This is a genomic window from Cupriavidus sp. GW822-FHT02D05 (assembly GCF_058802485.1).
This window is the reverse complement of the sequence record NZ_JBXAOE010000012.1, coordinates 20,337-34,014: the sequence shown is the minus strand read 5'-3', so window position 1 is coordinate 34,014 and position 13,678 is coordinate 20,337. Positions and strand designations below refer to the sequence as shown.

Annotated in this window: 12 protein-coding genes, 1 pseudogene and 1 riboswitch; of the genes and pseudogenes, 10 read left to right on the top strand and 3 right to left on the bottom strand. The window is 63.9% G+C overall.

Annotated elements, in window-relative coordinates:
- Window positions 1-38: 38 nt before the first annotated feature.
- The 5 genes and pseudogenes from AC1RQK_RS17265 to AC1RQK_RS17245 all read left to right on the top strand — a co-directional run bounded on the left by AC1RQK_RS17265 (window position 39) and on the right by AC1RQK_RS17245 (window position 5,849).
- Entirely contained in the window at window positions 39-1,613 is a 1,575-nt protein-coding gene (locus AC1RQK_RS17265) for a GMC family oxidoreductase (protein ID WP_492810039.1), read from the top strand.
- Window positions 1,614-1,738: 125 nt separating this feature from the next.
- Window positions 1,739-3,703 carry a sigma-54-dependent Fis family transcriptional regulator gene (locus tag AC1RQK_RS17260; RefSeq protein WP_492810037.1) on the top strand — a complete coding sequence of 655 codons (1,965 nt, stop codon included), beginning with the start codon at window positions 1,739-1,741 and terminating at the stop codon, window positions 3,701-3,703.
- Window positions 3,704-3,853: 150 nt separating this feature from the next.
- Window positions 3,854-5,257, top strand: a complete 1,404-nt coding sequence (locus AC1RQK_RS17255; protein WP_492810035.1) for an MATE family efflux transporter — start codon at window positions 3,854-3,856, stop codon at window positions 5,255-5,257.
- 66 nt (window positions 5,258-5,323) lie between these two features.
- Window positions 5,324-5,641, top strand: a pseudogene (locus AC1RQK_RS17250) (aldo/keto reductase); the annotation flags it as partial.
- Window positions 5,616-5,849, top strand: a complete 234-nt coding sequence (locus AC1RQK_RS17245; protein ID WP_492810330.1) for an aldo/keto reductase — start codon at window positions 5,616-5,618, stop codon at window positions 5,847-5,849. The pseudogene AC1RQK_RS17250 and the gene AC1RQK_RS17245, both read left to right, overlap by 26 nt.
- A gap of 149 nt (window positions 5,850-5,998) precedes the next feature.
- Here AC1RQK_RS17245 and AC1RQK_RS17240 read toward each other — a convergent pair whose 3' ends face one another.
- On the bottom strand, window positions 5,999-7,030 hold the full coding sequence (locus tag AC1RQK_RS17240; protein WP_492810033.1) for an NAD(P)H-quinone oxidoreductase: 1,032 nt from the start codon (window positions 7,028-7,030) through the stop codon (window positions 5,999-6,001).
- A gap of 151 nt (window positions 7,031-7,181) precedes the next feature.
- Here AC1RQK_RS17240 and AC1RQK_RS17235 point away from each other — a divergent pair, with 151 nt between their 5' ends.
- On the top strand, window positions 7,182-8,066 hold the full coding sequence (locus AC1RQK_RS17235; protein WP_492810031.1) for a LysR family transcriptional regulator: 885 nt from the start codon (window positions 7,182-7,184) through the stop codon (window positions 8,064-8,066).
- 64 nt (window positions 8,067-8,130) lie between these two features.
- The gene (locus AC1RQK_RS17230; RefSeq protein WP_492810029.1) at window positions 8,131-8,628 is read left to right on the top strand and encodes a VOC family protein; all 498 of its coding nucleotides are present in this window, start codon (window positions 8,131-8,133) and stop codon (window positions 8,626-8,628) included.
- Between the two features lie 45 nt (window positions 8,629-8,673).
- On the opposite strand, the gene AC1RQK_RS17225 is transcribed toward AC1RQK_RS17230, so the two are convergent.
- On the bottom strand, window positions 8,674-9,069 hold the full coding sequence (locus tag AC1RQK_RS17225; RefSeq protein ID WP_492373733.1) for a nuclear transport factor 2 family protein: 396 nt from the start codon (window positions 9,067-9,069) through the stop codon (window positions 8,674-8,676).
- A 320-nt stretch (window positions 9,070-9,389) separates the two neighbouring features.
- Here AC1RQK_RS17225 and AC1RQK_RS17220 point away from each other — a divergent pair, with 320 nt between their 5' ends.
- Window positions 9,390-10,343 carry a LysR family transcriptional regulator gene (locus tag AC1RQK_RS17220; RefSeq protein WP_492810328.1) on the top strand — a complete coding sequence of 318 codons (954 nt, stop codon included), beginning with the start codon at window positions 9,390-9,392 and terminating at the stop codon, window positions 10,341-10,343.
- A 129-nt stretch (window positions 10,344-10,472) separates the two neighbouring features.
- A riboswitch (ZMP/ZTP riboswitch) is annotated at window positions 10,473-10,556 on the top strand.
- Between the two features lie 20 nt (window positions 10,557-10,576).
- Window positions 10,577-11,209 (top strand): LysE family translocator, encoded by a 633-nt coding sequence (locus AC1RQK_RS17215; RefSeq protein ID WP_492373734.1) that lies wholly within the window; start codon window positions 10,577-10,579, stop codon window positions 11,207-11,209.
- A 123-nt stretch (window positions 11,210-11,332) separates the two neighbouring features.
- Here the strand turns inward: AC1RQK_RS17215 and AC1RQK_RS17210 are convergent, their stop codons facing one another.
- Window positions 11,333-12,352 carry a LacI family DNA-binding transcriptional regulator gene (locus AC1RQK_RS17210; protein ID WP_492373735.1) on the bottom strand — a complete coding sequence of 340 codons (1,020 nt, stop codon included), beginning with the start codon at window positions 12,350-12,352 and terminating at the stop codon, window positions 11,333-11,335.
- Window positions 12,353-12,642: 290 nt separating this feature from the next.
- Here AC1RQK_RS17210 and AC1RQK_RS17205 point away from each other — a divergent pair, with 290 nt between their 5' ends.
- Window positions 12,643-13,650, top strand: a complete 1,008-nt coding sequence (locus tag AC1RQK_RS17205) for a Bug family tripartite tricarboxylate transporter substrate binding protein (protein ID WP_492810026.1) — start codon at window positions 12,643-12,645, stop codon at window positions 13,648-13,650.
- Window positions 13,651-13,678 lie beyond the last annotated feature (28 nt).

Below are 13,678 nucleotides of genomic sequence, written 5' to 3'. Positions count from 1 at the left end.
CTACGGCAATCCCCCCGGAGCGGCGCATGGAGACAAGCATGGCAACGAAGTTCGACCTCAAAGACGACAGCGTGGTCGTCATCATCGGTTCCGGCGCGGGCGGCGGCACGCTCGCCAACGAACTGGCCCAGCGCGGCGTACGCAGCGTGATCCTCGAAGCCGGCAAGCACTTTACGCAAGCCGATTTCGAGAATGACGAGTGGGAAATGTTCAACAAGATCTCGTGGCTGGACAAGCGCATCTCGGCCGGCGGCTGGCATCACACCAAGACCTACCCCAACCTGCCGGCCTGGATCGTCAAGGGTGTGGGCGGCTCCACGGTGCACTGGTCCGGGGTGGCGCTGCGCTTCATGCCGCACGACTTCCACAACCGCAGCACCTATGGCGCCGTGAAGGACGCCAACCTGATCGACTGGCCCATCACCTACGACGAGCTCGCGCCGTTCTATGACCTCGCCGAAAAGAAGATGGGCGTGACCACCACCGCCGCCTCCGGCCTGCCGGCCCTGCCCGAGAACAACCACTACAAGGTGCTGGCGGCGGGCGCGCGCAAGATCGGCTACAAGGAAATCGTGCGGCCCATGGCGGTCAACTCGCAGCCCTACGATGGGCGCCCGGGTTGCATGCAGATCGGCTTCTGCATGCAGGGATGCAAGATCGGCGCCAAATGGTCCACGCTCTACACCGAGGTGCCGCGCGCCGTGGCCACCGGCAAAGCAGAATTGCGGCCGCAATCCATGGTGCTGCAGATCGAGCACGACGCCGCCGGCAAGGTCACCGGCGTGCTCTACGTGGACGAGCGCGGCCGGCGCCAGTTCCAGCGCGCGCGCATCGTCTGCGTGGCCGGCAACTCGATCGAGTCGCCGCGCCTGCTGCTGAATTCGGCCAGCAGCAAGTTCCCGCAGGGTCTCGCCAATTCCTCCGGCCAGGTTGGCCGCAACTACCTCAACCACACCACCGCGGCGGCCGTGGCGATCCACCGCAAGCCGGTCTATATGTACCGCGGCACCGCGCTGGCGGCGGTGGTCTCGGACGAAGCCCGGCTCAACACCCAACGCGGCTTCTTCGGCGGCTATCACCTGGAAGGGCTGGCGCTTGGCCTGCCCTTCACCGCCGCGTTCATGAAGCCGGGCGGCTGGGGCCGCGACGTCGCCTCGGCGCTGGAAATGTACGACCACATGAGCTGCGTCTGGGTCTGCGGCGAAGATCTGGCGCAGGAACGCAACAGCATTACCCTGCATGCCACGCAGAAGGACCAGTACGGCCTGCCGGTGCCGATCGTGAGCAAGACCGACCACGCCAACGACGCCGCCATCCGCGCCCACGGGCTAGCCCAGTTCCGCAAGATGTCGGAAGCGGTCGGCGCCACGCGCGTGATCGACATGCCGCCCTATCCCGCCAGCCACAACATGGGCACCAACCGCATGAGCGCCAAGGCCAGCGACGGCGTGGTCAACCGCTGGGGCCAGAGCCACGATATCCCCAACCTGTTCGTCTCCGACGGCAGCCAGTTCGCCTCCAGCTCGGCGTCCAACCCCACCCTGACCATCGTGGCGCTGGCGATCCGCCAGGCCGGGTACATTGCCGGCGCGCTGCAACGGCGCGAACTCTGAGCCGGCCGGATGGCCGCCCGCCGCATTGCGGGGGGCGGCCAAATCGATTAGCGTAGAGCCAGCGCTGCGCCGGGCATCCGATTGCCCCGGCCAGCCCACCACATGAACCGGCCAAGGAGACAACCGTGCTGCAACAAGCACACCGGGCACATATCGAGCGCCTGCTTGCCTTTTCGCGGCAGCCCGGCGCGGCCGACGGCACCATCGAGCGCTCCTGGCTGCGCTGCTTCAATGACTATGGCCTCGACCCGAGCCGGCCGGTGCCCGCCTATATCGTGGAAGCGCAGCGCCTGCGCGAACACAAGGACCAGATCGAGGACTTTCTCGGCGTGGCGCGTACCGGCATGGAGCAGCTCTACAAGCGTGTGTCCGCCCTGGATTGCGTGCTGCTGCTCACCGACGCCCATGGCGTGACCGTGGACTTCATCGGCAACGACCACTGGGAGCAGGAGCTCAAGCACGCCGGGCTCTACCTCGGCGCGGACTGGAGCGAGCCGCGCGCCGGCACCTGCGCGGTCGGCACCTGCATCGTCGAGCAGGCGCCGGTGACCTGCCACCAGACCGACCACTTCGACGTGTCCCACATCTCGCTCACGTGCAACAGCGCACCGCTGTTCGATCCCACCGGCGGCTTCCTGGGCGTGCTCGACGTCTCCGCGCTAAGCGCCCCGGCACCGCGCGAGGGACAGCACCTGGCGCTGCAGATGACCACCATGTACGCGCAGATGATCGAGGATGCCAATTTCCTGCGCTACTTCCGCGACCAATGGATCCTGCGGCTGGGCTCGACCTGGTCGCTGGTGGACGTGGACAGCGAGATCATGGTCGCCTTCGACGCCGACGGCGTCATCCGGGGCATCAACAGCGGCGGCCGGCGCAGGCTGCGGCTGGCCGACGCCGCCGAAGGGCACTGCGGCGGCAAGCCGCAGGATGTGCGCGGCCACCTGCTGACCGAAGTCTTGCGCGAGGACATGAGCGAGCTCTGGCGCATCGCGCGCGCCGGCATGTCGTCCGAGCGCACCGCCGTGCGCACCCATGACCACGGCCTGTACTACGCCACCGCGATCGCCCCGCGCGGGGCACCGGGCCGGCCCTGCTCTCCCGGCGCCCAGCCCGCGCTGCCGAGCGCGCAAGCCAGCGCCGCGCTGGACGCGCTCGGCGCGGGCGACCCGCAGATGCAGCGCCTGATCCTGCAGGCCAAGCGCCTTGCCAACAAGCCGCTCAATATCCTGGTGCACGGCGAGACCGGCACCGGCAAGGAAGTCCTGGCCAAGGCGCTGCACGCCGCCAGCGAGCGCCGCGGCAAAGCCTTCATCGCGGTCAACTGCGCGGCCATTCCCGAATCGCTGATCGAGAGCGAGCTGTTCGGCTACACGGCCGGCACCTTCACCGGCGCACGCAGCAAAGGCATGCGTGGCCTGATCGCGCAGTCGGACGGCGGCACCCTCTTCCTCGACGAGATCGGCGACATGCCGCTGCACCTGCAGAGCCGGCTGCTGCGCGTGCTGTCCGAGCGCGAGGTGATGCCGCTGGGCGCGGAGAAACCCGTCCCGGTGGACCTGCGCGTAGTCGCCGCCTCGCACCGCGACCTGCGCCAGTTGATCGCCGAGCAGTGCTTCCGCGAAGACCTCTACTACCGCCTGTGTGGAGCCACCTTGCACCTGCCGGCGCTGCGCGAGCGGCACGACAAGGACTACCTGATCGCGCGCATCGCCGAGGAAGAGGGCCGGCAGCTGGATATGCAGGCCGTGCTGGCGCCCGCCGCGCTGGCCCTGCTGCGGGCCTATTCCTGGCAGGGCAATGTCCGGCAGCTGCGCAATGTGCTGCGCTTTGCGCTGGCCATGAGCGACCACGGATTGATCGACACTGAGGCGCTGCCGCCGGAGATCCTCGATAGCACGCAGGAAAACCGGCCGGATGCGCGCCCGGAGGCGGCGCCGCTGCCCGGCAACGAACGCGAGGCCTTGCTGGCTGCCCTGCGGCGTAACAAGTGGCGTATTACGCAGGTTGCCGTTGACCTGGGTATCGCGCGCGCCACGGTCTACCGTCAAATGGAGCGCTACGGCATTGTCGCCCCCAACCAGCAATAAGGCTTCGGCCATGGAAGCACCGTGAACGCCTGATCCCCGGCACGTACGGCGTGGGTGAGCGGCATCGTTCCTGTTCACCGGCGAGGCAGCAAGGCAGTGGATCGACCATAATGTCGGTCGACCCCAAACACCCAGCCCTTGCTGCACAACGTGCCAGACGCCGATAGTCCCCTCTCAGCCGCTTCATCCGCTTCAGTCGCGTCACCCGCCAGCGGCAGCGCTTCCAGCGCACCGCCGGCCCTCCCCGCGTCGCACTGGCACCGCCGCGTGCTGGCGCTGGCGTTCCCGATCATCCTGGCCAACCTGACCCAGCCGATCCTGGGTGTGGTCGATACCGCCGTTGCCGGCCACCTGCCGGACCCGGCCTACCTGGGCGGCGTAGCCGCCGGCGGCCTGTTCTTCAGCTTTGTGTTCTGGGGCTTCGGCTTCCTGCGCATGGGTACCACCGGGCTCGTCGCGCAAGCGTATGGCGCCCAGGACGGCGCGGCGCTGCGCGCCACCCTGGCACGCGCCCTGATGCTGGCCACCGTCATCGGGCTCGGCGTGCTGGCCGTGCAGATGCCCTTGATCCACGGCGCGCTGGGCCTGATCGGCGGCAGCGACACACTCCAGCATCACGCGCGGGTCTACAGCCATGCGCGGATCTGGGCGGCGCCTTTTGCGTTGTGCAATTACGTGGTGCTCGGCTACCTGCTGGGCTGCCAGCGCGTGCGCCTGGGCCTGCTCATCCAGCTCTTCATCAATGCGGTGAACATTGCCTCGGTGCTGCTCTACGTTTATGTGTTCGACTGGGGCATCGCGGGGATCGGCGCCGCCACCTCCACCGCCGATGCGTGCGGCTTCGTGCTGGGCGCCGCGCTGCTCTGGCGGCTGCGCCCGCACGGCTTGCCGCCCCTGCGCTGGGCGGTGGTCGCCGACGCGCACGAACTGAAGCGGCTGGTCGCCCTCAACCGCGACATCTTCATCCGCACGCTCTGCCTGGTGGCCAGCTTCGGCTGGTTCGCCCATGCGGGCGCCCGGCAAGGCGACGTGATCCTGGCGGCCAACGCCCTGCTGCTCAACTTCCAGACCTTCATGGCGTACGCGCTCGATGGCTTCGCGCATGCGGCCGAGGCACTGGTGGGCGCCGCCATCGGCACCCGGGACCGGCACGCCTTGCGCCGCGCGGTCCGGGTCACGATGATCTGGGGCGCGGTGGGGGCGCTGTGCTTCTCCCTGGTGTATGCCTGCGCCGGAGAATGGATCATCGCCCGCCTGACCGACCAGCGGACAGTCCACGACGCGGCGGTACGCTACCTGCCGTGGGCGGTTGCCCTGCCGCTGGTTTCCGTGTGGGGCTTCTTGCTTGATGGCGTGTTTATCGGCGCCACCAGCACGCGCGACCTGATGCACTCGATGGCCTTGTCGTTCGCGGCGTTCATGGTGGCGGCGCTTGCGCTGGCCGGCCCGTTCGGCAACGATGGCTTATGGGCGGCGCTGCTGCTGTTCATGGCCGCGCGCGGCGTCACGCTGGCGCGGGTGTTCCCGCGCATCGAGGCCAGCCGCCTGGCGTGATGTCGAACATCACCGGACTTCGGTGCCTGGCATCCCGCCTCGGGGTGGCTGCCGGCAGTTTGATCTTTGATCTCGCAGGCGTTGTATCCCTATCCTTCGGACCTGGTCATTGCCACGAAAGGCGGCTTGGTGCGGCCAGATCGCCGCTCCTGGGTTCGGGATGGCCGCCCCGACCATTTGCGGGCCGCGGTCGAAGGCAGTTTGCAGCGCTTGCGGCTGGAGCGCATCGATTTGTATCAACTCCATGCGCCTGACCCGAACGTGCCATTTGCCGAGTCGGTCGGAGCCCTGGCTGACTTGCAGCGCGTAGGAAAGATCCGCCATATCGGCATCTCGAACGTGACGGTCGCGCAGCTCGATCTGGCACGCAGCATCACGCCCATCGTGTCGGTGCGGCCTGCGGGCGCTCAAGGGGAAGCAGGTCGCCACGCGTCACGGCCTCACGCATGCGGCCCTGTCTATTGCATGGCTACTCGCGAAATCGCCGGTCATGCTGCCCATCCCCGGCACTCGATCCATCGATCACCTCGAGGAAAACGTGCGCGCAGCAGCCCTCACGCTGGCGCCAGGAGACTTCGACGATTTGCGATGAACAGGCGCTAGCGCTTGCAAGTGGCGCGACCCACCTCCGTGCGTTCTCGAACAGGCTCCGGCCGATCGCCGAGCAGATCGTGAGACGTCCGTGACCTTTAGAAGTGCTGCTTTTTCTTCACGTCGATCACGAAACCGGCAAGCCAGGCTTCAGCCAATGAGATCGGCACCTGTCGTAAGGACAATCTTTCCAAAGTGTGTGCCGGAATCGATCAGCTCGTGAGCGCCGCGAGCGTCGACAAGCGCAAAGGTCTTGTAGACAACCGGCTTGATCCTGCCGCTCTCGATGTGCGGCCAGACCTGCCGCTCGAGTTCATCGATGATGGCCGCCTTGTCCGCGGATGTGCGCGATCGCAATGTCGAACCCATATGCGTCAGACGTTTCGTCAACATCGGCAAGACGTTGAGATCCTTCGCCGGCCCCTTGATCACGCCCACCTGGAGGATCCGTCCGTCCATGGCTGCGGCGTCATAGTTTCTAGCCACGTAGTCGCCGGCAATGATGTCGAGGATCACGTCGACACCTCTTCCATCGGTAAACCGCTGCGCCTCGGCGACGAAATCGTCCTCGCGGTAATCTATCGCGAGGTCTGCGCCTAGCGCCAGGCTGGCCTCGCGATGTGCCTGCGAGCCAACTGTCGTGATGATTTGCGCAGCGCCGAATGCCTTCGCCAGCATGGTCGCCGTGGTACCGATACCTGACGCGCCGCCATGGATCAACACCGATTCGCCGGCAACCAGCTTGCCGCGCTGGAACAGGTTCAGCCATACCGTCATCAACGTTTCGGGCATGGCCCCCGCTTCCACCAACGTCAGGCCTTTGGGGATATGCATCGTGTTGCAGGCGTGCGCGACCGCATATTCTGCGTAGCCACCACCAGGAATCAATGCACACACCAGTTCGCCGATCCGGAATTGGGACACGTCGGCGCCAACGGCAACCACTTGACCTGCCACTTCCAGCCCCGGAATGTCCGAAGCGCCGGGGGGCGGATCATAGAGCCCTTTGCGCTGGAAAACGTCTGGACCGTTCACGGCAGCCGCGTGGATGCGGATCAGAACCTGATCGGTGGCCGGCACCGGCACCGCGCGCGTAGTCGGCACCAGCACCTCAGGACCGCCGGGCTGTTTGATCTCAATGGCCGTCATGGACGACGGCACACGATAAGTTGAAGCAGGCATGGATGGCACTCCTTGTATAGATGAGCCTCGATTGATCCGGGCGGATCATGGAACGAGGAACTCTGGCGTTCAGTCTAGGCCTCGACGCTGATGAATATGTGCAGCATTATTCGTGTTGTCAGATGCAAATTTGCATCAGGAGGGCGGCACGATGAACTGGGATGACGCGCGAGTGTTTCTCGCGGTGGAGCGCGAAAAAACGCTCCGTGGCGCGGCCAGGACGCTCAACCTTGATCAGGCGACGGTCGGCAGACGGATTGCGGCACTAGAGCACGCCCTACGTGCAACGCTCTTCCTGCGCACCTCTGACGGTTACGCGTTGACCGCCGCAGGCGAGGCCGCGCTGAGATCGGCGGAAAAAATGGAACACGCCGCACACGAACTCGTCAGACGAACGCAAGGCACGGATACACGGCTTGCGGGGGACGTAAGAGTCACCAGCACCGACTTGATTGCGCTCGAATTCCTGCTTCCGGCCATCGAACGCCTGCATGCTGCGCATCCCGAAGTGCGCGTCCTGCTGGACACGTCGACGCGCATGCTAAGTCTGGCAAAGCGTGAAGCGGATATCGCGGTCCGCTCAGTCAGGCCGGATAATCCCGATCTTGTCGCGCGGCGCCTGGCTCGCTGGCCCATGGCGCTCTTTGCATCGAAGGCATATCTCGACCAGCACGGCAAGCCCGCCGCGGGCTCCGCCTTCGCGGGCCACGATCTCGTTGCCTATCAGGGAAACTGGACCGGGAATCGATCACCGACGCTTGCTGGCGAACCGATACACGCGGGGCGCATCGTATCGACCTTCAATTCCAGCCTCATGCTGCGTACCGCGGTAAAGGCCGGCCTCGGCATCGGTGAGCTTCCGATCCATCTGGCTGAACACGACGGCCTCGTGCAGATAGGGCCGGAACCCGCACGTGGGGCGGTCTACGAAATCTGGCTCGTCACGCATCAAGACCTTCGGCATACCGCGCGCATCACAGCAATGATTGACGGCATCGTCGCCGCGTTCGAAGATCACACAACCCCCACAAAATAGTCACGCACGACGTAGCTGCGACTGCTGCGCGGATGCAGGTGGCCAACTTGTCAGGAGATGCGAAATGACCAGCAAGAACACGATCTGTCTGTGGTACGAAGGTGGCGCCGTTGACGCCGCAAACTTCTATGCGCAGACGTTCCCCGACAGCGCTGTCGGCGCTGTCCACCGCGCACCGGGCGACTATCCTGGCGGCAAGCAGGGCGATGTCCTGACGGTTGAGTTCACCGTCGCCGGCATCCCCTGCCTTGGGCTGAACGGCGGCCCGTATTTCAAGCACAACGAGGCATTCTCTTTTCAAATCGCGACGGACGACCAGGCCGAAACCGACCGCTTGTGGAACGCGATCATCGGCAACGGCGGCCAGGAAAGCACATGCGGCTGGTGCAAGGACCGGTGGGGCTTGTCATGGCAGATCACCCCGCGCGCTCTCACCGCGGCAATATCCGACCCCGATCCCGCTGCGGCCAGGCGCGCGTTTGACGCGATGATGACCATGAGAAAGATCAATATCGCCGCGATAGAAGCGGCACGGCTGGGCCAAAACCTATCCGCAAGTTGACGGAGCGTGTCCCCGGCGTCGCCCTTGTGGGCGACGCGAACGCGATCATGGCACGGTTACCTCCGGAAGTGCCGGCACGTTGGGAACGGAATCGAGGAAGACATAGAGCGCCGCGATTTTCTCGTCACGAACGAGGATCACATCCCAGCCCGTATAGTCGGGGGCTTCGCCGCGCGGGCCAGAACCCCAAGCCAGACGACCGGCGTTGTGGAGAGCCTGAGGCTTACCGTGCGGTGTGTAAGCATAGTGCGGGTGCGTCGCGCGAAGATCCCCCGCGAATTTGTCGAGAGCGTCGTGCCCAACGAATACACCCGTAGGCACGTAGAGCACGCAGTCCTCGGTATAGAGCGCCTCGATCGCCGCGCGACGACGCGCTGCGTCGCCTTCGCCGAAGACCTCCTGGAGGTTGCGATCAAGCAGTTCATGGGTACGGTCATTCATAACACACTCCTTAATCGATGACTGTGGACCTTTGCGGTCGCATGGGGTGGAAATCTCTTAAGTCTCTTGCATGTCCATTTCCTGTAGCAGCTGCTTCAGGAAGATGCGGGATGTGGTGCCGCGCTACTGAGCGAGGACCAAGGTCTTCGTGACGGCGGTGATGACGGCTAACTGTCCTTCGAGTCTGCGTACCATGATCTATCTCCTGGGTGGCGTGGTGCGACGAGTAAGTGCGACGAGTGGTGCGACGAGACAAATCTATGACGTCATGCTAATTTTCGAAATAGAAATGAATGAAAACCATCGTTGCAGGATTGTCGATGTCAAAACTACCGGATTTCGAAGGGCTCGCGATGTTCGCGAAAGTTGCCGAAGAAGGCTCGTTCGCTGCGGCGGCAACTGCCATGGGGGTCTCGGTCGCCACGGTCTCCAGGGCCGTTACCCGTCTTGAAGAACGGCTGGGAGGTCGACTGTTCAACCGCACCTCCCGACGACTTGCACTCACGGACTATGGCCACACGCTTGCCGAGCGAGCGGCGAGAATCTACGCGGAGGCTGAGGAAGCGGAGGATTTCGCACGTGAGACGTCAAGCCGGCCACGTGGTCTCGTAAAGCTCGCGGCGCCGCTCTCCTTTGGTGCTCGCTGGGTGGCTCCGCTGTTGCCCGAGTTCTTTCGGACCTATCCGGATATTTCCGTCGAACTTCATCTCACGGACGCACAGACTGATCTGATTGGCGATGGCTTTGACGCCGCCCTGCGCATCGCCATCATGGAAGACTCGTCACTCGTCGCACGTCTCATTGCACCTGTGCGGCGATTTGTCGTGGCATCTCCAGCCTATCTGTCTCACCATGACCATCCTCAGCACCCGCAAGACCTTGGCGCCCACCAGTGCCTTACCTACACCAACAGGAGTAAGCGCGACGTCTGGCGATTTACCCATGAAAGTGGCGAGGAATGCACCGTCACACCAACCGGAGCGTTGCGAGGAACGAGCGTGGAGGCATTGCTGCCCACGGTCCTCGCTGGACTTGCCATCACCGAGCTTCCTGAGTTTGTCGCGACGCAGTATTTCCGGGACAAACAGCTCGAGCCCGTTTTGACCGATTGGCGCTTGCCTGAAGGTGGTTTGTATTTCGTCACGCCCACTGCCCGCGCGCGGCCCGCGAAGGTGAGTGCGTTGGCCGATTTCTTCATCTCCAGACTCACCGCGGCGCAGTGGAGCGCAGAGACGTCTGTGGATGGGGAATCATCCGGGCACCGCAGAAGGTAATTTCCTCTTTCTTCGATGGCCGATCTCAGTCCGACGGACGCCAGTGATCGTCCCAGGTTGGCTGGTTGTCTGTCAGCGCAAGACCACGGCGCCTCCGAGCCTAAAGTATTTTCTCCTGTGCTATGATTTCTGCACTCATGTGACTGGCGCATACAGATAGGGCACTATCGGGGAGCGTGAGGTTGCTAGCCGCCGCGCGCCTGGGCATTACCTACTATCCTTGGAGATGGGTTATGCCTGATTTTGCACAGTTGCTCATGTTTGCTCTTGTGGCGTTGGGAATGGTTTTAACGCCGGGGCCGAACATGATTTATCTAATTTCCCGCTCAATTTGCCAAGGTAGACGCGCAGGCCTCATTTCATTGGGCGGCGTTGCTCTGGGCTTTGTGTTCTACATGCTCTGCGCGGCATTCGGAATTACGGCCTTCGTATTTGCGGTACCTTACGCCTACGATACGCTTCGCTTTGGCGGCGCTTTGTACCTTCTATATCTTGCCTGGCAAGCGGTCAAACCGGGCGGACGGTCCGCATTTGCAGTACGCGACCTGCCGGTCGATACCCCAAGGAAGCTCTTCAGCATGGGGTTTATCACCAACCTGGCGAATCCAAAAATCGCCGTCATGTATCTGTCTCTGCTTCCCCAATTTATTACGGAAGGACACGGCAGCGTTCTTACCCAGTCGCTGGCGCTCGGCGGCGTTCAGATTTCGATCAGCCTCGCTGTGAATGCACTGATCATCGTGACGGCCGGATCGATCTCTACCTTCCTGTCAGGACGCCCGCAGTGGCTATTGGTGCAGCGCTGGCTGATGGGAAGCGTTCTGACAGGTCTGGCGGTGCGGATGGCATACGAATCCAAGAAATAGCAACACCTTGCCAATACGCCGGCGCATCAGCCGGCGGCCAACGTCCGTGGCCCTGAGCAGGCCATCGTGAACCTGCAGGAAGGTGCCCCGAGCGTCGAACTGGCGCATGTGCAGCCCACTGGCCTACCTGGGCGCTGCCGGGGCGCACGACTCACCCAGAACCAGGTCAAGCGGCACATTCACGCTACGCGGTTGCCTCCCCCCCTCCCCGGCCAAGCGGTCAAGCATCAGATGTGCGGCGGCCTGCGCGGCACGCTCGATGTCAAAGCGTAGCGTGGTTAGCGGGGGATACATCAACTCTAGCGTCTCCGGCGTACCGATGCCGATCACCGAAAGGTCTCTGGGAATATCCAGCCCCGCCTTGCGCGCAACATAAATGGCTCCGGAGAGCAGGCGCGTTCCTAGGCCGATGATTGCAGTGGGGGGTGCGGAAAGAGCGAGCATGGTCGCCATTTGGGTGCGTGACGAATCGATCGCCGAGCGTGACATACAGACTAGTGCCGGGTCGAACACCAAACCTGCCTCCGCAAGGGCATCCCGGTAGCCGAGCAGCTTTTCGCGCCCTGGACGAATGTGCTCGCCGGGCCCGAACAACGCGATACGGCGGTGACCCAATGAAATCAGATACGCCATTGCCTGCTTCACACCGCTACGATGGTCCAAATAGACCGCGTCCATTGGTAGCGGCGTTTCCCGATCCAGAATCACCACCGGTAAGCTGCAGCCGCTGAACAGGCTGTCGGCGGGGTCCGCGCTCTCCAGGCTCGGCGCGGCAATGATGCCCTCTAGCCGGCGGGTCTCGAACAGCGCAACCAGTTCGCGGTCGCGCCGTGGCTGGTCCAGTGTATTGCCGACCAACATGGAGTACCCGGCGGCCTGCATATGCTTCTCGACTTCGCTGAAATGCGCCGCCAGCAGCGGGTTGCCGATGTTCGAAACCAGGTAGCCGACCGTCTTGCTACGCCCGGTGCGCAGGTGGCGGGCGGCAAAGCTGGGTTCATAGTTCAGTGCCTCCACAGCCGCATGCACCCGGGCTCGCAGCGCCTGGCTGGCATAGCCGGTGCCGTTCAGCACCCGCGACACGCTGCCAATGGAAACCCCCGCCGCCTCAGCCACATCCCTGACGGAAATCCTTTGCGTCATGGTCTTCCCTAATGAAAACGTTCCACAGTTGGACGCCAAATTTGTTGCCTGCTAAGTTAGCACAAACGGAAATCGTTTTCACATTTCCGCTCACCTAACCCAGACAGCGCCAAACTATCCCATGCAGCAAGACCGTCCTTCGCGCCCTCTCGCCGCCCCCCCTGGCGCCGACTTTACGGGCGAGGCCACGTGTGGATCCCTGAGCGGCAGGCCAGGCGAAGCGCAGTAAGCCTGGCGCGGCTCCGTCCGGAGCATGCCGCTGGCAATCACAACGACAACGGAGACATCCCATGCTTCACAGACTGATCTGTGCGGTCGCGGCCGCGCTCGCCCTGCACACGGCGGGGCCGGTACTGGCCGAAACCTATCCCTCACGGCCAATTCGCCTGGTAGTGCCGTTCCCGCCCGGTGGCACTGCGGACATTTTCGGACGGCTGCTCAGCCAGCAGCTCACGCAAAGCCTCGGGCAGCCGGTGCTGGTGGAGAACCGCGCCGGTGCGGGCGGAAACATCGGCGCGGCCGCCGTCGCCAATGCACCGGCGGACGGCTACACCTTGCTGCTGGGCACGATCGGCACCCACGGCATCAACCCGACGCTATACGCCAACCTGCCCTACGACCCAAAGAAGGACTTCCAGCCTGTGGCCCTGGTCTCCTCCGGTGCCAATGTATTGGTCGTCAACCCGACGTTGCCGGCACGCAATGTGAAGGAGTTGATCGCGCTGGCCAAGCGCAACCCGGGCCAGTTGATGATGGGCTCGTCCGGCAATGGCAGCAGCATTCATATGTCCGGCGAACTCTTTGAGCATATGACCGGTACGCAACTGACGCACGTGCCCTACCGCGGCGGCTCGCCTGCACAGACCGACCTGATGGGCGGGCGGGTGCAGTTGATGTTCGACAACCTGCCCACCTCGTTGCCGTTGATCGCCAAGGGCCTGGTACGCCCGCTTGCCGTGACCTCGGCGCATCGCTCGCCCGCGCTCCCGGATGTGCCGACTGTTGCCGAAGCCGGCGTGCCGGGCTACTTCGTGGGCAACTGGAGCGGCATCTTCGCGCCGGCGCATACGCCACCCGACATTGTGAACCGGCTCAATGCCGCGGTTGGCCAGGCTGTGACAAGCGCCACGCTGCGCAAGCGTTACGCCGAAATGGGCGCCGACACCAGCACCGACCTCGGCACCAACGGGAATGCAGGCAGCCGGCCGATGAGCGCGGCGGAATTTACCAGATTCGTCGATGAGGAGATGAGCAAATGGGCAAGGATCGTAAAGGTATCGGGAGCGCGGGCGGAATGAACGGAATGAACGGAATGAACGGAATGAA